General features: G+C 40.5%; 14 protein-coding genes and 1 pseudogene. 14 read left to right on the top strand and 1 reads right to left on the bottom strand.

Annotation, left to right across the window (positions count from 1 at the left end; translation table 11 throughout):
* The first annotated feature begins 252 nt into the window (after positions 1–252).
* The 11 genes and pseudogenes from guaB to H589_RS20475 all read left to right on the top strand — a co-directional run bounded on the left by guaB (position 253) and on the right by H589_RS20475 (position 12,726).
* Positions 253–1,710, top strand: a complete 1,458-nt coding sequence (gene guaB, locus H589_RS0112370; protein WP_027722307.1) for an IMP dehydrogenase — start codon at positions 253–255, stop codon at positions 1,708–1,710.
* Positions 1,711–1,725: 15 nt separating this feature from the next.
* Complete coding sequence (gene guaA, locus H589_RS0112375; RefSeq protein ID WP_027722308.1) at positions 1,726–3,273, top strand: glutamine-hydrolyzing GMP synthase; 1,548 nt, start codon at positions 1,726–1,728, stop codon at positions 3,271–3,273.
* A 665-nt stretch (positions 3,274–3,938) separates the two neighbouring features.
* A complete protein-coding gene (tatB, locus tag H589_RS0112380) occupies positions 3,939–4,310 on the top strand; it encodes a Sec-independent protein translocase protein TatB (RefSeq protein WP_027722309.1) in 372 nt (123 codons plus the stop codon).
* A 251-nt stretch (positions 4,311–4,561) separates the two neighbouring features.
* Positions 4,562–5,329, top strand: a pseudogene (tatC, locus tag H589_RS21285) (twin-arginine translocase subunit TatC); the annotation flags it as partial.
* Positions 5,330–5,543: 214 nt separating this feature from the next.
* Positions 5,544–6,131, top strand: a complete 588-nt coding sequence (gene hisB, locus H589_RS0112390) for an imidazoleglycerol-phosphate dehydratase HisB (protein ID WP_027722311.1) — start codon at positions 5,544–5,546, stop codon at positions 6,129–6,131.
* Positions 6,131–6,787 carry a hypothetical protein gene (locus tag H589_RS0112395; protein WP_027722312.1) on the top strand — a complete coding sequence of 219 codons (657 nt, stop codon included), beginning with the start codon at positions 6,131–6,133 and terminating at the stop codon, positions 6,785–6,787. Before hisB ends, H589_RS0112395 begins: the two co-directional genes overlap by 1 nt.
* Positions 6,784–7,512: a 1-(5-phosphoribosyl)-5-[(5-phosphoribosylamino)methylideneamino]imidazole-4-carboxamide isomerase gene (gene hisA, locus H589_RS0112400; RefSeq protein ID WP_027722313.1), complete on the top strand. Its 729-nt coding sequence runs from the start codon at positions 6,784–6,786 to the stop codon at positions 7,510–7,512. Before H589_RS0112395 ends, hisA begins: the two co-directional genes overlap by 4 nt.
* Positions 7,513–7,521: 9 nt before the next feature.
* A complete protein-coding gene (locus H589_RS0112405) occupies positions 7,522–7,728 on the top strand; it encodes a heavy-metal-associated domain-containing protein (protein WP_027722314.1) in 207 nt (68 codons plus the stop codon).
* Between the two features lie 323 nt (positions 7,729–8,051).
* Positions 8,052–9,758: an FAD-dependent oxidoreductase gene (locus H589_RS0112410; protein ID WP_027722315.1), complete on the top strand. Its 1,707-nt coding sequence runs from the start codon at positions 8,052–8,054 to the stop codon at positions 9,756–9,758.
* A gap of 223 nt (positions 9,759–9,981) precedes the next feature.
* Positions 9,982–10,377 carry a response regulator gene (locus tag H589_RS0112415; RefSeq protein ID WP_027722316.1) on the top strand — a complete coding sequence of 132 codons (396 nt, stop codon included), beginning with the start codon at positions 9,982–9,984 and terminating at the stop codon, positions 10,375–10,377.
* A gap of 366 nt (positions 10,378–10,743) precedes the next feature.
* Positions 10,744–12,726 carry a histidine kinase dimerization/phosphoacceptor domain -containing protein gene (locus H589_RS20475; protein ID WP_051249740.1) on the top strand — a complete coding sequence of 661 codons (1,983 nt, stop codon included), beginning with the start codon at positions 10,744–10,746 and terminating at the stop codon, positions 12,724–12,726.
* 452 nt (positions 12,727–13,178) lie between these two features.
* On the opposite strand, the gene H589_RS0112430 is transcribed toward H589_RS20475, so the two are convergent.
* A complete protein-coding gene (locus H589_RS0112430) occupies positions 13,179–14,210 on the bottom strand; it encodes an esterase-like activity of phytase family protein (protein ID WP_027722318.1) in 1,032 nt (343 codons plus the stop codon).
* Positions 14,211–14,394: 184 nt separating this feature from the next.
* Between H589_RS0112430 and H589_RS0112435 the strand changes: the two genes are divergently transcribed.
* The 3 genes from H589_RS0112435 to nifJ all read left to right on the top strand — a co-directional run bounded on the left by H589_RS0112435 (position 14,395) and on the right by nifJ (position 22,477).
* Positions 14,395–17,055, top strand: coding sequence for a hybrid sensor histidine kinase/response regulator (locus H589_RS0112435; protein WP_027722319.1), 2,661 nt, complete (start codon positions 14,395–14,397; stop codon positions 17,053–17,055).
* On the top strand, positions 17,048–18,523 hold the full coding sequence (locus H589_RS0112440; protein ID WP_027722320.1) for a sigma-54-dependent transcriptional regulator: 1,476 nt from the start codon (positions 17,048–17,050) through the stop codon (positions 18,521–18,523). Before H589_RS0112435 ends, H589_RS0112440 begins: the two co-directional genes overlap by 8 nt.
* Positions 18,524–18,952: 429 nt before the next feature.
* Entirely contained in the window at positions 18,953–22,477 is a 3,525-nt protein-coding gene (gene nifJ / locus H589_RS0112445; RefSeq protein ID WP_027722321.1) for a pyruvate:ferredoxin (flavodoxin) oxidoreductase, read from the top strand.
* Positions 22,478–22,583 lie beyond the last annotated feature (106 nt).

Genomic DNA, 22,583 nt, shown 5'->3' on the forward strand with positions numbered 1-22,583 from the left:
ACATATGCGGGGCCGAACACTTTTAATAACTTTTTTGTACGGGCCTTGAGTCTGAGGCAAAAAAGTATATAATCTGTTTATCAAAGTTTGAAAATCCCGGCAGGGAAGAACCTGTCACAAACCCGATTGAAACTGCCGGCAACATGTCCCGCCGTCCGCCAGAAGACCGGGCTGGAGCCTTGAGAGGAATCATCAGTATATGGTTTCTCTTTTCTTTTAGATAATATTTCAAAAACATAATGCGAGGGCAATATGGAAAAGGTAGTTGGTCAGGCTCTGACTTTTGACGATGTTCTGCTTTTGCCCGCCTATTCGGAAGTTCTTCCTGATAGCGTGGACTTAACCGCCAAGCTTACCGAAGAGATCACTCTCGGAATTCCTCTTATCAGTGCTGCGATGGACACCGTAACCGAGTCCGACATGGCTATTCAGATGGCACGTCACGGAGGTGCAGGGGTTGTTCATAAAAATATGAGCGTCCGTGATCAGGTTCGTGAAGTGGAAAGAGTTAAAAAATCCGAATCAGGCATGGTTACTGATCCTATTGTGGTACATCCTGATGACACAGTTGGTAAAGCTCTTGACCTTATGTCTGAGTTTAAAATTTCCGGTTTTCCAGTTGTTAAGGGCGAGCACCTTGTCGGTATTATTACTAATCGTGACGTTCGTTTTATCACTGACCGTAATGTGGCTGTATCCGAAGTTATGACAAGCCGTAATCTCATAACTGTTCAGAAAGGTACTTCTACCGAGGAAGCAAAGCGTCATCTCCATACTAACCGCATTGAAAAATTGTTGGTTGTAGATGAAGAAAATAAGCTGACCGGTCTGATTACTATTAAAGATATTGATAAAGTCAAAAAGTATCCTAATGCTGCTAAAGATTCTCAGGGTAGATTACGTGTAGGTGCTGCTATCGGTGTTGGGCGTGATCTTATGGAACGTAGTTCCGCTCTTATTGCTGCCGGTGTAGACTTTCTTACCCTTGATTCAGCTCACGGCCATTCTAAAGGTATTCTTGATGCAATTCGTGAACTACGTTCATGTTATCCTGATACCCAGATTATCGGTGGTAATATTGCTACATATGATGGTGCTATGGCTCTTATCGATGCAGGAGTAAATGCCGTTAAAGTTGGTATTGGTCCCGGTTCGATATGTACTACACGTGTTGTTGCAGGTGTTGGTGTTCCCCAGATTACGGCGATTATGGAAGCAACCAGAGCATGTTCTGAACGTGGTATAGGTGTAATAGGTGATGGTGGTATCAAGTTTTCCGGTGATGTCGTCAAAGCTTTAGTTGCCGGTGCAAACACTGTTATGATGGGTTCTATGTTTGCAGGAACTGACGAAAGTCCCGGTGAAAAAGTTCTTTATCAGGGACGTAGCTACAAACTTTATCGCGGTATGGGTTCTATTGACGCTATGAAACAGGGTAGTTCTGATCGTTATTTTCAGAAGGATACAAACAAGCTTGTTCCTGAAGGTATTGTCGGTCGTGTTCCTTATAAAGGGCCTGTTTCCGATAGTGTTTACCAGATCCTCGGCGGACTTCGTTCCGGTATGGGATATGTGGGTTGCGCGACTATCGATGAACTTGCTGAAAAAGCTCAGTTCACACGCATGTCCGCCGCAGGGTTTAAAGAAAGTCACGTACATGATGTAATCATCACTAAAGAAGCTCCCAATTACCGGGTAGATTCTTATTAATATTCAGGAGTCGTCATGCAGCACGAGAATAAAGTAATTATTCTGGATTTCGGGTCACAGTTTACACAGCTGATTGCCCGCAGAATCCGTGAAGCAGGGGTATATTCCGAAATCCATCCCTGTAATGTTGATCCTCAGAAAATTAAGGATCTTAATCCCGGAGCGCTGATTCTTTCCGGTGGGCCTTCTTCTGTATTAGAAGAAGATTCTCCCCAGCTTGATCCTTCTTTGCTTGAACTTGGTATACCTGTTTTAGGTATTTGTTATGGCATGCAGCTTATGACAAATGATCTTGGCGGTCGCGTTGTTTCTTCTGAAGATCGTGAGTATGGTCGAGCAGAATTTTGCGGTACCGATGATTGCGTTCTCTGGGAAGGTATTGAAGATATTGAAAAACTTACTGTCTGGATGAGCCACGGCGACCGCGTTGAAGCTATTCCTGAAGGTTTTAAAGTTTGCGGAACTACCGAGTCTATTCCTTTTGCAGCTATGGCTAACGATGAACGCAAAATGTATGCTCTTCAGTTTCATCCTGAAGTTGCTCATACTGAAAGCGGAACTACAATTATCTCCAACTTTGTATTCAAAGTAGCAGGTCTTAAAGCTGATTGGACCATGTCTTCCTTCGTTGAAAACTGCATCGAAGAAATGCGTGAAAAAATTGGTGATAATAAGGTGGTTCTCGGTCTCTCCGGTGGAATTGATTCTACCGTTGTCGCTGTTCTGCTGCACAAAGCTATCGGTAAAAATCTGCATTGTATTTTTGTTGATAACGGTCTGCTACGTATGCATGAACGTGAAGAGGTTATCGGTTTTCTTGAAGAACACTTTGACCTCAATGTTAAATGTGTTGATTCAGCAAAACTTTTTCTCGATAAGCTTGCCGGTGTTGAAGATCCTGAGAAGAAACGTAAACTTATCGGTTACACATTTATTGATGTATTCAATGAAGAAGCAACTTCTCTTAAAGATGTTAAATACCTTGCACAGGGAACACTTTATCCTGATGTAATTGAATCTGAATCTTTTAAAGGTCCCTCAGCTGTAATTAAATCTCACCATAACGTTGGTGGCCTTCCTGAAGATATGGATCTTAAGTTGGTCGAGCCACTGCGCGAACTCTTCAAAGATGAAGTTCGTAAAGTTGCTTATGAACTTGGATTACCCGAGTTCATCATCTGGCGCCAGCCGTTCCCAGGTCCTGGTCTCGCTATCCGTATTCTTGGTGAAATTACTGAGGAACGTCTTGAAATTCTGCGTCAGGCAGACAAGATTGTTCAAAATGAAATGCATGCTACTGGCTGGTATCGTAAGGTCTGGCAGGGATTTGCTGTCTTATTGCCGCTGAAGACTGTTGGTGTAATGGGTGATGACCGTACTTATGAGCATGTTATTGCTCTCCGTATAGTAGACAGTATTGACGCTATGACAGCCGACTGGAGCCGTATACCAAACGATATTCTTGCACGTATGTCTAATCGCATCATTAATGAGGTTAAGGGTGTAAACAGAGTTGTTCTCGACATCTCTTCAAAGCCGCCGGCAACCATTGAATGGGAATAGTTACCACGAACAACATAGCTTGATAATAATTTATTATAAAGTATACCTAAGTCTGCATAATTGCAGACTTAGGTATTTTAATATGTGTCAGACTCAAAAAGATATATATTAAAAATAATTCATGAGCGTATTATCTGTTCAGGGCATTTGGTGTTTCATATCAATTAATTGATGTTCTCTTACTTTTCAGCCTGTAACGAGAGCATGATGAGAAATATTGTCTAAACCATCCAAGCCTAATTCTTGAGGGATATCTTGATCAATAACAAATACCTGATGGCGAATTGATTGTGCTTTTAATATAATCTGAGCTATTACCGATTGTAACTTTCATTTATTTAATGCTCCCTTAAGCGCTGATATACTTCGAAAGAAAAATATTAATATTTGTTGCTTAGAATTGGTCTTTTCAAGTGTTATTAACAACCAAAAGTGAATTGATTCTATGCATATAATGAATGAACTGAGTCTTTGTTAATAAAAACATATGACTATTATGAAATATGCTGATTTTCAGTAGTGATAAGGCGTAGAAAAAGTTTTTGAAATCAGTTACAAGACATCAACAATTCATGAAAAACCTATGCCTGATTCAGTTTTGGAACTAGGTATAGGCTTGCAGCGTATACATGGTTTTTTCTGCCACAATGAACTAAGGAATTAATATGTTCGGTATCGGTTCTACAGAACTTATAGTAATTTTGGTTGTTGCTTTGATCTTGATCGGCCCTCAGAAACTTCCTGAACTGATTAAGAATCTTGGCAAAGGGCTTTCTGAAGTTAAAAAGATGTCTAATGATGTAAAGTCTACTTTAGATGCTGAAATTTCTGCTGCTGATCAAGAAAGAAAAGCAAAAGAAGCAGCGGAACAGGAAGTCGTTCGAAAGAAAGCTGAAGAAGAAGCTATGGAAAAGGCTCGTCAGGCTGAAGCTCAAAAGCAGCAGGCAGAAGAAAATGCCACTGTTGCTGATGTGGACACTGATGAAGCTTCTAGCACTGATGAACTTAAGACCGAGACTGAAGGTAAGAAAGCATGAGTTCGACGGGGAAAGATTCTCCTGATGTAGAAAATGAGAGCCTTGAGAGCACTAAAAAGATTGAAGAAAATCTGGAAGATTCTGAAGAAAAGGCTCAGGAAGTTCATACGGCAAAAGCAGAGGATAGTTCTGATGCCGGATTAGAGCATGGTTCTGACTTGCTTGATGAAAAAAGTTCTACCGAAGTTGCTGAAACAGGTGAAGCTGAATCAGGTAATGGAGATGAAGAGCTAGACGAAGAAGAGTCTCCTATGACTTTTCTTGAACACCTTGAAGAGCTGCGCAAACGGTTTTTAAAAATATTTGTTGCCTGTATAATCGGTTTTCTTGCATGCTATTCGTTTGCAAAACCTCTTTTTTCTCTGCTTATGGCTCCATTGGTAGCTGTACTTCCAGAGAATTCAACGCTTATTTTTACATCTCTTCCGGAAGGATTTGTAACTTATTTAAAAGTTGCTTTTGTTGCGGGTATTTTTACCGTCTCACCATATATTTTTGCCCAGGTGTGGGGATTCATTGCACCGGGACTATATGAGCATGAGCGTAAATGGATGATCCCTCTTGCATTTCTGTCCGCATTCTTTTTTGTTGGCGGTGCTCTGTTTGGCTATTACGTAGTTTTTCCTTTTGGCTGTGAATTTTTTATGGGTTTTGCAGATGAATTCATAAGGCCAATGCCCACTTTGCGAGAATATTTAGGCTTTTCGCTTAAATTACTTTTTGCTTTTGGCGTTATCTTCGAACTGCCGTTGTTTATTTTCTTTCTTTCACGTTTAGGTGTAGTCACTGCTGAAGGACTGCGTTCTAAGCGTAAATATGCTATTTTGGTTTGCTTCATTGTTTCAGCAATATTGACACCACCAGATGTTATGACCCAGAGTCTTATGGCTGGGCCACTTATTTTGCTTTATGAAATAGGCATCTGGGTTGCTTACTTTTTTGGCAAGCGAGGTGGTCGCAAACTCAAAAATGAACAGCATCATGGCGGAAATGATGATCCAGATGATTCCGGTCCAGACGGTGGTTCTGTCAGCAATGCCGGTAACGAAGATTCTGATACTTCAGTTGATTCTGAAGGCATTCAAGAGCAGGCTGTAAAGCAGATAAATGAATCTGAGCCTGAAGAAAAAAAGAAAAGAGATAAGTCCAGTGATTCAGCCGCAGGCTATGACGAGGACATGATTGAAATGTAATTGCTGCCAATATGGCAGCATCAGATAAGCGAGGTTGATTTTGACTCAGAGATCCGCATCTATTGCCCGTACTACAAAAGAAACTGATATTGATTTGTCTGTAAATCTTGATGGTGAAGGTCGAAGCGATATTTCAACCGGAGTTGGATTCGCTGATCATATGCTCACCCTGATGAGTTTCTGGGCTGGATTTGATCTTGATCTCAAGTGTAAAGGTGATCTCGAAATAGATTCTCATCATACCTTGGAAGATATTGCTATAGTGCTTGGCCAGGCGATGGTTGAAGCCATGGGAGACAAAAAAGGTATTAATCGTATCGGTTTTGCTAAAGTTCCTATGGATGAATCTCTTGTCGAAGTTGTTATTGATCTTTCAGGGAGAGCATATCTTGTGTATGATGATGATATTCTGCCTCCTATTATAGCTGGCGATGAAAAAGATGTGTGGCGTGAATTTTTTAAATCTCTGGCTTTCAAGGCCGGAATGAATTTACATATCAAGTTTGAATACGGACGTAACGGCCATCACCTTCTGGAAGGTGCTTTCAAGGCTTTGGGGTTGGCATTCAGACAGGCTCTGTCGGTTGATCGGCAGGGTGTATCAAGTACAAAAGGGAGTCTAGACTAATGAAGCGACTTGTCCATCTGTTTATGACATGTGTTCTTGCTCTTGCTCTGCTGAGCGGGTGTGCAAGTAAAAGCGAAGTTGTAAAGCTCCCTCGTCCTGTTGGCACCATTGCTATTGCCGGCTTTACAAATCCTGTTTTTAACTGGGAGCTTTTAGCTGGATATCTTCCTCAGGAAGGAAGGCCTATTAAGGCTGATGTCCTGCAGCAGCTTGATGCTAAAATGGTTGGAGTCCTTTCCAAACATGGCGTGACTGGTTATGCCCGTCCGGCAATTACTCGTCAGTGTCAGGAAATTGAAGTTTTTGAAAATATGGGGACTAGACGTCAAGCTGCGTTTGCTTACTGGGTAAAAGTAGGTGAGTGCATGACAGCTGATTATATTCTGGTGCCGCAAATTCTTTTTTGGCAGGACCTTCGTGGAATGCAGAAGGCAGATTATAATATTCAGCCTGCATCTGTTATTATTGATCTTTACCTTATCGACGTTAACAACAAGCGTATTGTCAGAAGATTTCATTTTGATGAAACTCAGCAGCCTTTATCTGAAAACGTGCTCAATGCTGGGACGTTTTTCAAACGTGGCGGTAAATGGGTAAAAGCTATGGATCTTGCTGATGAGGCTCTTGATAATGGACTTATGGAGCTTGGTTTATGATTCTTTTTCCAGCTGTAGATATTAAAGACGGCGTATGTGTACGTCTTTCACAGGGGCAGGCGGATGCTGTTACTGTTTTTTCAAGTGACCCTGTTGCACAGGCAAACTATTGGGAAAACCAAGGTGCAAGGTATTTACATGTAGTTGATCTTGATGGAGCATTCAGCGGAATTCCTAAAAACTTTGATCTTATTAAAGAAATTTGTAATCAGCTCAGCATTCCTGTTCAGCTGGGTGGTGGTATTCGTGATATCGAAACGGCATCAAAGTATATTGAGGCTGGTGTCAAAAGACTTATCATAGGCACTATGGCTCTTGAAGATGAAGAAACTTTTGCAAAACTTTGTGCAAAATTTCCTGGGCAGATCGGGGTATCTCTTGATGCTGTAAATGGTCAGCTTAAATCCCGTGGCTGGGTTGAAGATGCCGGAATTTCTATTTTGGATATTATCCCTCGTATGGAAGCAGCTGGTGCCGCTTTTATTATTTATACTGATATCAGCCGTGACGGAATGCAGACCGGGGTCAACTTGATCGCTTTGTCTGACCTTTGTGCTAAAACAAAGCTTCCTGTCATCGCAGCAGGCGGAGTTGCAACTCTTGAAGATGTTATCAATCTTCAGCCCTTAGTGTCGAAAGGCTTAGAGGGTGCTGTTTCGGGTCAGGCCATTTATACTGGTTCCCTTGATTTTGTCGAGGCAATAGAGTGGATTGAAAATAATTAGGAGATTCAATTGAAAACTATAGAAGTAAAAGGCATGAGCTGCCAGCATTGTGTCAGTTCTGTTGAAAAAGTTCTTAGTGGTATTGATGGACTTATTAATGTTAAAGTCAGCCTTGAAAATGGTTGTGCAACCTTTGATGAAAGCAGTCCAGTTGAAGTCGATAAAATTAAAGAAATGATCAATAAAATTGGATTTGAAGCAGGAGAAATTAAATAGCCTGCTAGAAAATATACTTTTTAAAGGCCTGTAACAGTATAGCTGTTGCAGGTTTTTGTTTTTTTGAGCTTTCGGGACTCAGTGGTTTGTAGATTCTATATATTAAATAAAAAATATTTGGACTTATTGATATTAAGTCAGAGCATTTTTTAAGAGGGTATGAGAATTTGATTTTAGGTCTTTATAAGTTAAAAGTAGAGTAGTTAATACTGTGCACGTACTTGCCTTTATTTGGTAAAATGATTAATTGCTAGACCAAAGACAATTCCCCTTCTTTGAATTTTTTTCAGAAGTTATATTAATCTCAAACAGAGGTTTGGTTCATGTCAGAACATGTAGTTGTCATTGGTGCTGTCGCACTTGGTCCTAAAGCTGCTTGCCGTTTTAAAAGAATCAGGCAGGACGCGAAAGTAACTCTTATTGATAGAGATGAAATTTTTTCATATGGCGGTTGTGGGATTCCCTATTTTGTTTCCGGCGATGTCTCGGATGCAAATCAGCTTCGCACTACCGCTTTTCATATGGTTCGGGATGAGCCTTTTTTTCATGATATTAAAGGGGTAGATGTCCTTTCAGGAACAGAAGCTACTAAAATAGACCGTGCAAAAAAACAGGTTCATATTAAAAATTTAAAGTCTGGCGCAGAGTCTGTACTCGATTATGATCAGCTTGTAATAGCAACCGGGGCAACTCCCCGTAAGCTTAATCTGCCAGGTGAAGAGCTTGAAAATGTATTTTATGTCGGCAATATGCATGATGCTGAGAAAATAAAGCAGGGCATTACCAAAGGTAAATATGCCAAGGCTGTTGTCGTTGGCGCTGGTTTTATCGGCCTTGAAATGGCGGAAGCATTTGCAGATATGTGGGGAATTGAAACTACTGTTGTTGAAATTTTTGATCAGATTCTGCCGCGTATGTGCAGTCCCGTACTGGCTAAAATGGGCCAGAACCATATGGAAGAGCAGGGTGTTGCTTTTAAGCTCGGTCAGACCGTGGCCAGCATTGAAGGCAATGGTAAAGTCGAAAAGGTTGTAACCTCTGATGGCGAAGTCGAAGCTGACATTGTAATTGTTTCGGCCGGTGTAATTCCAAATGATAAATTAGCTCGTGAGTGTGGCCTTGATTGCAGTGAACGTGGTGGTATTCTTGTTGATGAATCCATGCGCACATCTGATTCTGCAATTTTTTCAGGCGGTGACTGCGTTATTATCAAGAATGCTGTTGACGGTTCTCCCATGTTTTTACCTATGGGCTCTATGGCTAATAGACAGGGACGAGTGATCGGAAGCAACCTTGCCGGTCACAGTGAAACATTTCCCCCAGCAGCTGGTTCTTGGGTTGTAAAGATTTTTGAGCGCGCTATGTCAGGTACTGGCATGAGCCTTGGAGCTGCTAGACAGGCCGGGTTTGACGCTATAAGCGTTTTGTTGATCATGGCTGATAGAGCTCATTTTTATCCAGAGAAGGATATGATGACTCTGGAAATGGTTGTTGATAAAGCTACCAGACGTGTTCTTGGCCTACAGGGGTATTCTGCAGGTGGTGACGCAATGGTAGGGCGTATTAATGCTGTTGCTGCTCTAATGAAATTTCAGCCTAAAATTGAAGATATCAGCAACCTTGAGGTCCCTTATTCTCCTCCTTTTGCTTCTGCAATGGATGTGCTTAATGCTATCGCAAACATGGCAGATAATGCAATTTCAGGAATGAATCATGGTCATGGTCCTGATACTTTTGCCGAATACTGGGCAAATCGTGAAAGTGGAAAGTTTTGCTTTCTTGATGTTCGAGAATCTGCAGATGCAGAACCATTTCTCAAAAAATATCCTGAATACTGGCACAACATTCCGCAGGGAGAGATTCCTAAACGTTATGAAGAGTTGCCCAAGGATAAAAAGTTGGTACTTGTCTGCAATACTGGTGGCCGCTCTTATGAAGCTCAAGTTATGCTCGATGCTTTAGGTTTTGAAGAAGTACATAATACTCAGGGTGGTATGGCTGTTATCAAGGCTTATGGTGTTGATATTTGATTTTTTAGTTATATAGATTCTACAGCCGCTTCCCTTAATCGGGAGGCGGCTTTTTTGTATTTCCAAATAATATTCTTCACAACTGGCTATAATTTTATTGTTCTATGTTGTAATTTATGAATTTAGTATTGCTATGAAGTTACATTTATTTTATTGTCAAACTTATGTGAAAATATTCGTACTTGATATTTTTTAAATATTTTTCATTATGGAGAGAGGGTATATGAGGTTTCTTATTATTGATGACGATGAAACCGTCCATATGTATTTGGAGCAGCTATTATCACCATATGCACGTCTAGATGCTGTTTTTAGTGGGGCTGAAGCTATAGATAAATATCAGGAAGCTTATGCTGAGAAAGATCCTTATAGCACTATTTTTATGGATATTCTTATGCCTGAGATGGATGGGCACGAGGTTACAAAAAAATTGCGGGACCTTGAAAAAAGTATGAATGTAGATGGACCAGATGAATTTAAGTTGGTTATGATCACTTCGCTTAAGGATACAAAAAATGTTAGTCAGGCATTTTTTAAGGGTTGTGCCAGTTGTTATATTGTTAAGCCTTTTAATAAAGTTCAAGTAATGAATGAGTTACGCGAAAACAATGTTCTATAGTTTTAGTTAAAATTAATTTTTAAGCGGTCAGGAAACTGGCCGCTTTTTTTTGCATTATAGCTAGATTTTTATATGTCAGAGTTATGCTTATGTGCAGCGTATTGACTAGCTTCTTACTGTGGTTCATATTCCGTGCGGGTAGGGTTGATCCCGTAATAGAGTGGATGTAGATTCGAATGTTGCAATTGATTAGAGTAGTACTTCTTCACAAGTTGCTGAATTTAAAGTCTGATATAGCATTATCAGGGACGAAGACGCATCAGCCGGAATTATGGGATCAATTGTGAATAATTTACAGTAATCCTTTTTAACAAGCTTACTTTCAATAATTAATTCAATTATGTGCATATTGTTTTGGAGTTTTAAATGAATACCATAAGCGGCCTTCGCGAAGAAGGTCTTAATAAAGAGCTTGAGGCTGCACTTGCTAGAGTCGCCGTTCTAGAGAATAAATTATGTTCAATTTATGACTCTGATCCAAGTCTATCTGAAAATAAAATGGTTTTGTCTAAAGCTGAGTCTTATGTGCATCTGGTTGAAAATATTGATCAAGGTGTTCTCGTTTTAGATGAAAATTTTGATTATATTTTTGTAAATCAGAGTGCTTTACAGATTTTTAAAACAAGTCATGATGATTTTGATATACCCAGTTTATTCCATGCATTGTCCGAAACTGCACAGCAAAATATATATGAATTGCTTGTTCGGCAGAAAATTTCCAGAGCTATTGAAAAAATTGAATGTGATCTTGTCGTAGACTCTGGAGAAATTCTTTTTTTGTATCTTAAATTTATTCCAGTCTTTGATTCTGATTGCAGGTATGAAGGTGTTCAGATTGTCATAACTGATATAACCGAAGAGCGTGTAGTCAAACAGGCATTGAAGCGGTCAGAAAAACTTTATAAAGCTCTATTTGATGGGGCAGGTGATGCTATATTTGTTCATGATGAAGGAGGAACTTTTATAGATGCTAATAATGTTGCCTGTGATCGTTTAGGGTACTCCCTTGATGAAATTTTAAAAATGACACCTGATGATTTAATAAGCAGACGTTCAAGTAGGAATTTTATTTTTAATAGTGATAACCATGTTAATTTTATTGAGCATAGTACGAAAAATGGTAATAAAATTTTAGTTGAAGTAAATTCACGAAGGGTTGATTTTGACGGTGAAAATAAAATTTTAACAATCGCAAGAGATATTACAGATAGGATTGATGCCGATAAAAGAGCTGTTTTAAATAGGAATAGATTAAGGGCTCTCTATGAGATGGCTCATATGAATGAGTCTTCATCGTCTGTATTTTTCGATTTTGCTCTTAGCAAAGGAGTAGAGCTTTCACAAAGTGAACTTGGATTTATCACTCTTTTGACAGGGCACGGCAATAGTACAGGGTTTTGTTATTGGAGCAGTCTGAGCCACTATGGAAAGAAAAATATGCTTCCTGAACCCGAAAGTATAGATGTCTGTGGAATATGGAAAGAAGCTGTTGTCAAGCGCAGCCCTGTTCTTGAAAATTCAGTTGAACCAGATAGCTCGATATATCCATTCACAAGTGGTAGTGTTGAAAATTTTTTAGCTATTCCTATTCGCGAAACAGGGAAGGTGGTTGCCCTGGCTGTTTTTGTTAATAAGGATGGTGGTTATGATAGTGATAATGTAAGAAATTTGACCCTGCTTCTTGAAGGTATGTGGAATATTGTTGGCAAAAAGAAGTCTGAAGAGAAAGTACGCAAGTCATTGCTTGAAAAAGAAACTCTGCTTAAAGAGGTTCATCATCGAGTAAAAAATAATATGCAGGTTATATGCAGCCTACTGAACCTGCAAACGGATTATATAAAAGATCCGCAGGATTTGGTGCTTATTAAGCATAGTATAGATCGGGTACGGTCAATGGCATACGTACATGAGCAGCTTTATAGATCTGATGATTTGAGCAGTATTGATTTTGGGAAGTATATTAAGGGGCTCGGGTCATCATTAATAAATTCATATGGCGCTGCTGGTAATGTAGAATTTGTAACTAGTCTTGATTCTATTATGCTCCCAATTGAACAGGCGCTGCCGTGCGGTTTAATTGTAAATGAACTGCTTACCAACGCTATAACTCATGCTTTTCCAGAAGATTATATTCAGAAATCTAAAAGGATTTCTGTTAAACTGGAGTTTAGTGGTGAAAATATTTTTATGACTGTTTCTGACAACGGAATTGGAATTGAAAATGGTCTTGAACGTACTGGTAGCCTGGGGCATGTTCTGATTGATACACTTGTTAATCAGATTGAAGGTTCAATGAAGGCTTATTCAGATAATGGGGCCAAATTTGATCTGGTTTTCAAAATGAAATAAAAGTCCTCCTTTTAATGTCTTTTTTAAAAGGAGGACTAGTTGCTACTCACTACCATAGTATCCTCAACTCTATGTTTTTATCTTTTGTCCCGAGCCGAATTCATTTGTCTAAAATCGGCATTCATGATTGAACTGCGTCTATCCTGATTATACCAGCTGTCAGGTGTCATTACTAAATACTCATGTTTACTTATGATGTTTTTCATCATACACACTGGCAAATCCAATTTCTTCTTAACATTCTTGTCTTCCTTCATAGGGCGCTCCTTTTCTATGAGTTGTATTTAGAAATATAATAACTCCTATTGCATGACAAAACAATGAATCTTTAAAAATAAATGATATAATTTTAGATTTTCCTTAAATAATCAATTCTTTCGCCGTGTTGACTAAAAGGCTGATTTAATTGTTTAAAAATGTTTTTATGTCTGTAAGTATAGAACATATTACGATCAATTTTGTCTGTCAGGATTTAGTTCGAAAAGAGTTAATAATGTATGTTGAAGTGGTGAAAAATTATCATCGGATATTATATATATGAAAGTTTTTCCATCCTCAGTTGTGATTGTGTCTACTCCTTCATAATTGTCTAGTGGAAGTATAGACGGGAGCTCAAAAACAAGTTCTGGTCGAACATTTTGGTCGGCCTTAATTTCATTTGAGTTAAATTTTCTAAATCTTATTCCGAGTGTGCCCGGGCCTTTATATCTGCGTTCAAGTATCAGAACTTCATTGGCAGGAAGATTTGCTGCGGAGGTTGGGCGATAATCCTGACTTCTCTGATACATATATTCAGTCCATTTTTTCTTCTTAAGTATTGATGCGTAGGATAACGGACCTGATTTAGAGTCACCTTCCGATATAATGAGCAGATCCTTATTGGGTAGGAGGAGCATGGATTCAATTCCGCTGTTGTCCGGTAGATCTTTAATTTTTTTTGGAGCTGTAAAATTAGTTGGTTTTCCAGCTAAGCTCAAATTTTTATTTTTGAATAAATTAATGCGGTGAATTCTTTCAAAAGATACCAGATATCCCCCTCCTGGTGCACGGCTTAAACCTTCAGCGTCAGCATTATATTTTATTGAGTATGTATTTCCATTGGTATCGCAGAGCTGTCCCAGTTGTGCTTTCTCTGAAACTGTGCGTAGAAAACCGCTAGGCGAATATTTTATATCAGCTTTCATCCAAAAACCCATATCAGTTACAGCGAGTAAAGATTTTCTGTCATTACTTATGAGCAGATCAGAAAATCCTCCAAATGCTGGATGAGGGCTATATAATAGTAACGTGCCAAGATATTTAATATTAGAGACTCCTAGATCGACATTATCGTTTTCAAGGGGGCCAACCTGACTGGCTGTAAGTTTCACCGTGATCGGGTTAGTAGTGGGCTGCTTTGCATCTACGTTCATAGTTGAAGGGCCAAACAGTAAAGTAATGGGCGTGAAACACAGAATTAGTATAAAGATTATAATTTTTATCATTTTTTCTCCAAAAATATGTGGTAAGGAGCAGTTAGCATGTCTTATTCAATATGTATATGTAATGTAACTTAGGTATAATTCTTGTATGCAGATAAAGCCTGAAATGAAGATTTTTTCTGATTACAGTTGATTAAATACCCTAGCTGAAAACGTTTCAATTTCCTGAAACGGGAGAATTTTGTAAGTGAGACATTTTTTCACGATAATTACTTTGTTATTAATAATATCTTATTCTTCAAGTGCCTTTGCGGAGAATGAAAAATTTAACGTACTTTTTCTGAATTCGTATCAGAATGGTTATGCATGGTCTGATGATATTTTAAGTGGAGTTAGAGATGTACTTAATTCCAGTGGATTAACAGTAGATTTACATATTGAATATATGGACACTAAGCGTTTTTACGGTACAAAATTCATGGATATTCTTCATTCATATTATGCCTATAAATATAGAGGATACAAATTTTCTGCAATCATTGTGTCTGATAATAATGCTTTGAATTTTATTCTTAAATATCAGGAAGACTTGTTCCCGGATGTTCCTGTTATATTTTGTGGTATCAATGATTTTAAACCAAGTTTTATTTCCGGTAAGGATAATTATGCAGGTGTTCTGGAGCATCCTGATATGAGGTCTAATCTTAACATGGTTTCGAAGATTATTCCTGATCTGAAAAGAGTCGTGGTCGTTGGTGACAAGTCCGTTACATCCAAAGCAATTTTAGAGCAGATTAGGAAGGCTGAACCTGAATTTAGTGATAGACTCAAATTTGAATATTGGGATGATCTGCCTCTTGATGATCTTCTTGCTAAAGCTCGTGACATGGATCGCAATGAAATTTTGCTTTTTACACCCTTTTATAAAGGGGCGCACGGCGAGCTTTATACTGCTGAAGAGGTTTTGGAAATTCTTTGTGATAATACTGATGTTATGATTTTCAGTATCTGGGAGTTTCTGCTTGGGCACGGAATTGTTGGTGGCAAGCTTCTTTCTGGATTGGAACAGGGGTCTCAGGCTGCTAATATGGTAGTCTCTATCCTCAAGAAAGGGAAAATGCCACATATACGGGTGGTTACGCCTACTAATGAAAAATTTATGTTTGATTACAATGTATTGGAGAGATTCAAGATTGATCAGGAACTTCTTCCTGAAGATAGCATTATAATAAATACTCCCGACTATTTTTATAAGCTCAACAAGAAGGTTTTCTGGAACATTATTGTTTCTATTCTGGTTCTATCCATGATTCTTGTTATGCTGGTCATTTCTATAATTCAGCGGCGTAAAATTGAGAAGAGGATAACAGCTCAGTTGGCGTTTCAGGAAATTCTGATGGATACTTTGCCTTTGCTTATATGCTGGAAAGACAAGCGACAAAGGTATCTTGGGGCGAATCGGTTTTTTACTGATTTTTTTGAACTCACTTCCCCGTCAACCATAATAGGAAAGAGCGATGAAGAACTTAAGACGGATAAAAGATTTACAGCTAAAGCTGCTCTCTGGGATAAGGAAGTTATTGAGACTGGTAGACCCCTTTTGCGTATCAGTTGGGCTATGAACCGTGAAGGTTGTGAACCTGTCTGGTTAGAAATTAACAAAGTTCCGCTTTATAATGAGCGGGCTCAGGTTGTCGGAACACTCTCTACTGCTCAGGATGTCACTCGTAAAGTTAACCTTGAAAAACAGCTGCTCCAATCTCAGAAGATGGAAGCAATCGGTACTCTAGCGGGCGGCATATCGCATGACTTCAATAATATTCTGACTTCTATTATGAACTCAGTGGAACTTGCATTGACTGACATTGATGAAGGGACCATTACATGGAAAGATCTTGACCGGGCTATCAAAGCTGCTCAGCGTGGTAGCCGGGTTGTTAAGCAAATACTTACCTTCAGTCGTCCTTCACAGGAAGGTTTTAAACCTACTGATATAGGTGAAGTGGTAAAAGAAACGGTTGATTTTATTATGGCTTCATTGCCAAGAAATATTGCTGTTAAGGCCAAAGTTCCTGAAGGCGCTCCTTTGATTATGGCTGATCCTACCCAGATTCATCAGGTTATTATGAATTTGTGTACCAATTCTTTCCAGTCGTTACGTGGAGGAGGAGGGCGTATTGAGGTTTCACTTACAACTGTTGAAGTAAGTGATGAACAAGCTCAATTCATGCGTGTTGCGCCCGGAGTTTATCTGCGTCTTGAAATTTCTGATAACGGTCCAGGTATTCCCGTCGAAATTCTTGATAAAATTTTTGATCCCTTCTTTACCACTAAAGGAAAAGCAGAGGGAACAGGACTGGGCCTTGCGGTTGTTCATGGTCTGATTAAGGGGCATGGCGGGGGAATCTCAGTTAACAGTACACCGAATGTGAAAACAACATTTGAAATATATCTTCCTGTTCAGGGACAACTTAGGGATGTGCAACGTAAAAGTTTTGGATCATTGCCTCTTGGTCAGGAAAATATTCTTTTTGTAGAGGATGATGAGGATCAACTTGAGACAACTCCCCGCATACTTGAAAGTCTGGGGTATCAAGTTACTGCAATGGCTTCCCCTAAGGAGGCATTTATATTAGTAGGCAAGCATCCTGACAAATTCGATTTAATGATAACAGATTATGATATGCCGCATACCAATGGTATTGAGTTGGCCCGTCAGGTACATGCTGTTGCACCGAAGCTTCCTGTGATGGTCGTTTCAGGACGTCGCGCAGTTCTGGAATATGTTACTGATGCCGATAGCGATATAAAGAATGTTAAAAAGATTTTATTGAAACCATATAATAAAACATTAATTGCAGATGCTGTAAGGGAAGTTCTTACTTCAGCGGAGAATATAAATGGGTAGAATCCTGATTATTGATGATGATGTTCAGGTCTGCGAGACTATTGAAAGCCTTATTGCCCGCACAGGGCACGATTCTGTAAGTGCATATAATCTTAAAGACGGAGTCGCAAAGGTAACAAAAAGTGAATTTGATCTGGTGTTTCTGGATATTTCACTTCCGGATGGTAATGGTCTCGATTACTTGCAGCAGGTTAAGGACTCAGCAGGAAATCCAGAGGTTATTATCCTGACTGGTAAGGGAGATGCTGATGGTGCAGAGCTAGCCATTCAGGGGGGAGCATGGGATTTTCTTGTGAAACCTTCATCTGTAAAGCAAATATCACTTTCCATGCGGCGTGCGCTTGAATTTCATAATGAAAAGAAAAACAGGGCACAGTGCGTTGCACTTAACCTTGATAATATCGTTGGAAAAAGTGCCGAAATTAAGAGTTGTTATGATCTTGTTGCTCATGCATCCGGTTCAGATGCAAATGTGCTTGTCAACGGAGAGACTGGAACTGGTAAAGAGCTTTTCGCCCGTACTATTCATGATAATTCAAGGCGTGCAAATAATAATTTTGTAATTGTTGATTGTGCATCACTTACTGAGACGTTGGTGGAAAGTACTCTTTTTGGTCACAAACGTGGTTCGTTTACCGGAGCGCAGGCTGATCGAAAGGGGCTAATCCCATTAGCTGATAAAGGTACATTGTTTCTGGATGAAGTCGGCGAGATGCCGCTTGCTGTGCAGAAATCATTTTTGAGAGTTCTGCAGGAACGTACATATCGTCCTGTAGGAGAAAATAGAGAGTTCAAAAGTGATTTTCGTCTTGTAGCTGCTACCAATCGTGATCTTGAGGCGATGGTTGCTCGAGGTGAGTTTCGGCAGGATCTTCTTTACAGGATACAGACAATTTATATTTATCTTCCTCCGTTACGTGAAAGGGAAGGGGATATAAGGGAACTTACGGCTCATCATCTCTCACGTTTGAGCACCCAATATGGTGTTCCTCCTAAAGTTGCCAATTCTGATTTTTATGATGTTTTGGAAAATTATGATTGGCCTGGAAACGTACGTCAGCTGTTTAATATTGTTGAGCAGGCCTTTGTCGCATCCGGTAGTGGAAACACTATTTACGCCATGCATCTTTCGGATGCTTTGCGTATTAAAATGGCTAAATTTAATCTTGAGAAGAAAAGCTACGCTGATAATTCGCTTAATGAAAATTCAAATAGAGAGAATAAAGGGCTGTCTGAGAAATCAGAATCATATGAAGCTCAACCTCAACCTGCATTTGCTGCAACTGTTGCCAGTCTTTTTGTTGAAGACCTTCCCCCATTAAAATTATTTAAAGGAATGGCTGAAAAAAGGTATTTAGAGGAATTGCTTAACAGATATCACGGTGAAACTCAGACAATTCTAAAGATTTCAGGTCTTTCCCGCTCCCATTTTTATGCATTACTTAAAAAACATGATATAAAAGTGTAGTGATTAGCATAGTGATTTTTATTATATTGTGTAATTAAAATAGTTGATTAACTAATCAGTCTGATTTTTAAGAAAAGCCTTGTCCTAAAAATAGGACAAGGCTTTTCTATTTAATATGTACGGCAGGCAATACCTAAAGAGGATTTCTTGAGCGTTGCAAATCTTAATCGTGGTTGAAATGAAGACATATAATATATAATAGAGTCCTAATTTTCAGACTGATAGTTATGTATGTAGGATTTGGGAATAGTCTTGACATGTTAAGTGCCTGAATATGCATATTTAAAATTTAAAAATAGATTTGGCACGTAAATTGATTAAAGAGCAGTTCATGAGTGTTCAACCTTGCACTTGGGTTCCGATTGTTTCGCAAGGTTTTTTATTACTCGGTGAGGTTACTACATTAAAATCTCTTAAGGAGCTTACTTAATGGCTAAGAACATGAAAACTATGGATGGTAACACCGCTACCGCTCACGTATCGTATGCGATGAGTGATACAGCAGCCATCTACCCCATCACTCCTTCATCCACCATGGGTGAAGTCGCAGAAGAGTGGGCAGCACAGGGTCGCAAAAATATCTTTGGTCAGGTCCTCAACGTTAAACAGCTTCAGTCTGAAGCTGGTGCTGCAGGAGCCGTTCACGGTGCTCTTTCTGCAGGTGCTCTTACTTCTACTTACACAGCATCGCAGGGTCTCCTGCTCATGATCCCCAACATGTATAAAATCTCCGGTGAGCTTCTTCCCGGTGTTTTTCATGTTTCTGCTCGTGCAATTGCTGCGCAGGCACTTTCCATTTTCGGTGATCATCAGGACGTTATGGCTTGTCGTCAGACAGGTTTCGCAATGCTTGCATCCAGCTCTGTTCAGGAATGCATGGATATTGCGCTTATTTCTCACCTTGCTTCTATCGAATCAAGCGTACCTTTCCTTCACATGTTTGACGGATTCCGTACTTCTCATGAAATTCAGAAGATTGAAGTAATTGATTACGATGATATGGCTTCCCTCGTTGATTGGGACGCAGTTGCATCTTTCCGCGCAAGAGGAATGAATCCAGAAAATCCTGCTATCCGCGGTACAGCTCAGAACCCTGACATTTACTATCAGGCTCGTGAAGCTGCTAATGGTTTCTACGATCAGGTCCCTTCTATCGTAGTTAATTGCATGAAACGCGTTGGTGACCTCACCGGCCGTTACTACAAACCTTTTGATTACGTTGGTCACGATGAAGCTGAAAGAGTCATCGTTGCAATGGGTTCCGGTTGTGAAGCCATTGAAGAAGTAGTTAATAAGCTCGTTGCAGAAGGCGAGAAAGTGGGTCTCATCAAAGTACGTATGTACCGCCCATTCCTCACCGAATTTTTCCTCAACGTTCTTCCTGCTTCTACTACTAATATTACTGTTCTGGATCGCACAAAAGAACCTGGTTCTCTTGGTGATCCTCTGTACCAGGATATCTGTACTGCATTTGTTGAATCCGGAATGTCTCCTGTTATTACTGCTGGCCGTTACGGTCTCGGTTCTAAGGAATTCCGTCCAAATATGGTTAAAGCCATATTTGACAATATGAAAGCTGCTGGTCCTAAGAACCACTTCAACGTAGGTATCGAAGACGACGTCACTAACACTTCTCTTGCAGTTGGTCCTGAACTGGATACTACTCCTAAGGGAACTGTTCAGTGTAAGTTCTGGGGTCTTGGTGCTGACGGTACTGTTGGTGCAAACAAGCAGGCTATTAAAATTATCGGTGACAAGACTGATATGTACGCACAGGGATACTTCGCTTATGACTCCAAAAAGTCCGGCGGTATCACCATGTCTCACCTGCGTTTTGGCGATGAGCCTATCCAGTCTACTTATCTGGTAACCAGCGCAGACTTTATTGCTTGTCACAACTCAAGCTACGTACATTTGTATGACCTTCTTGAAGGCATTAAAGACGGCGGAACCTTCCTGATCAACTCACCTTGGTCTGCTGAAGATATGGAAAAAGAACTTCCTGCTTCCATGCGTCGCACTATTGCTGAAAAGAACCTCAAGTTTTATACCATCGACGCGGTTAAAATCGCTGCAAGCGTTGGCCTTGGCGGTCGTATCAACATGGTTATGCAGACAGCATTCTTCAAGCTTGCTGATGTTATTCCTTTTGAAGATGCAGTTGCATACCTCAAAGAATCCATCAAAAAAGCGTACGGTAAGAAAGGCGACAAGATCGTCAACATGAATAATGCTGCTGTTGATCAGGCTGTTGAAAACCTCGTCGAAGTTAAGGTTCCCGAATCTTGGAAAAACCTCACTGAAGACGAAGCGGCCGTATCTGATGATCCGGATTTCATCTCTGATGTTGTTCGTCCCATCCTTGCTCAGAAAGGTGACAACCTGCCTGTTTCCGCATTTGAGCCTGACGGCCTCTTCCCTCTTTCCACTTCTCAGTTTGAAAAACGCGGCGTTGCTATCAACGTTCCTGAGTGGCTGCCTGAAAATTGTATTCAGTGTAACCAGTGTGCATTTGTTTGTCCTCATGCAGCAATTCGCCCCGTTCTCGTAACTGAAGATGAATTGAAAGGCGCTCCAGAGTCCTTCGTAACTATTGATGCAAAAGGTAAAGAGGTCAAAGGCCTCAAATACCGTATGCAGGTTTACTCTCAGGATTGTCTCGGCTGCGGTAACTGTGCAGATATCTGCCCCGCAAAAGAGTCCGCTCTGGTTATGAAACCAATTGCTACTCAGACTCCTACTGAAATTCCTAACCTTGATTTTGCTCAGACCATTCCTGAAAAGGACGGCCTTATGAGCAGAACCTCTGTTAAGGGTTCTCAGTTCCAGCGTCCGCTGATGGAATTCTCCGGTGCATGTGCCGGTTGTGGTGAGACTCCCTACGTTAAAGCTCTCACTCAGCTCTTCGGTGAGCGTATGATCATTGCTAACGCAACTGGTTGTTCCTCCATCTGGGGTGCATCAGCTCCTACCACTCCTTACTGCGTAAACAAGAACGGACATGGCCCTACCTGGGGTAACTCTCTGTTCGAAGATGCTGCTGAGTATGGTTTCGGTATTGAAATGGGACTTTCACATCGTCGTGATAAACTTGCTGACCTCGTAACTGAGGCTGTTGAAGCAGGTGTTCCAGCTGAACTCGAAGCTGACATGAAAGCATGGCTTGAAAACCGTGATAATGCAGCTCTTTCAGAAGAATACGGTGAAAAAGTTCTGGACGGAATTTACTCTGCTCCTCAGACAGAACTTCTTCATGAAATCGCTGACATGGAAGAACTGTTCACTAAGAAATCCTTCTGGGTATTCGGTGGTGACGGTTGGGCATATGACATCGGCTTCGGTGGTGTTGACCACGTGCTCGCATCCGGTCGCGACATAAACATTCTGGTAATGGATACTGAAGTATACTCAAACACTGGTGGACAGGCTTCCAAGTCTACTCCTCTGGGATCCATCGCTAAGTTCGCAGCTTCCGGTAAATCTACCGGTAAGAAAGACCTTGGTCGCATGATGATGAGTTACGGTTACGTTTATGTAGCATCCGTATCCATGGGCGCTAACAAACAGCAGTTCATGAAGGCAATCCAGGAAGCAGAAGCTTACCCCGGTCCTTCTTTGGTTATCTGCTACGCTCCTTGTATCAACCAGGGTATCAGAAAGGGTATGGGTAAAACCCAGCTCGAAATGAAGCTGGCTGTTGACTCCGGTTACTGGCCTCTCTACCGCTTCAACCCTGCTCTTGCAGACGAAGGCAAAAATCCTTTCGTACTCGAGTCCAAGGCTCCTGACGGAACAATGCAGGAGTTCATGGCCGGCGAAAACCGTTACGGTCTGCTCGAACGTACCAATCCTGAAGCATCTAAAGAGTATCGTGCGAAAATCGAGAAAGATTACAACGAACGTTACGATATCTTGAAATATATGGCTGCCGCTGATTACAGCGCTGGCGAATAGCACCACCCGTTGTTAAGGAGCGGGCCTTTCGAGGCCCGTTCCTTAACACCCCTAATGCGGATCTGAAGGTGAACCGCAATGCGGAAAGGGGAGGGGAAGTCTTTCA

Origin of the sequence: Maridesulfovibrio zosterae DSM 11974, assembly GCF_000425265.1 — a bacterium.
Taxonomy (GTDB): domain Bacteria; phylum Desulfobacterota; class Desulfovibrionia; order Desulfovibrionales; family Desulfovibrionaceae; genus Maridesulfovibrio; species Maridesulfovibrio zosterae.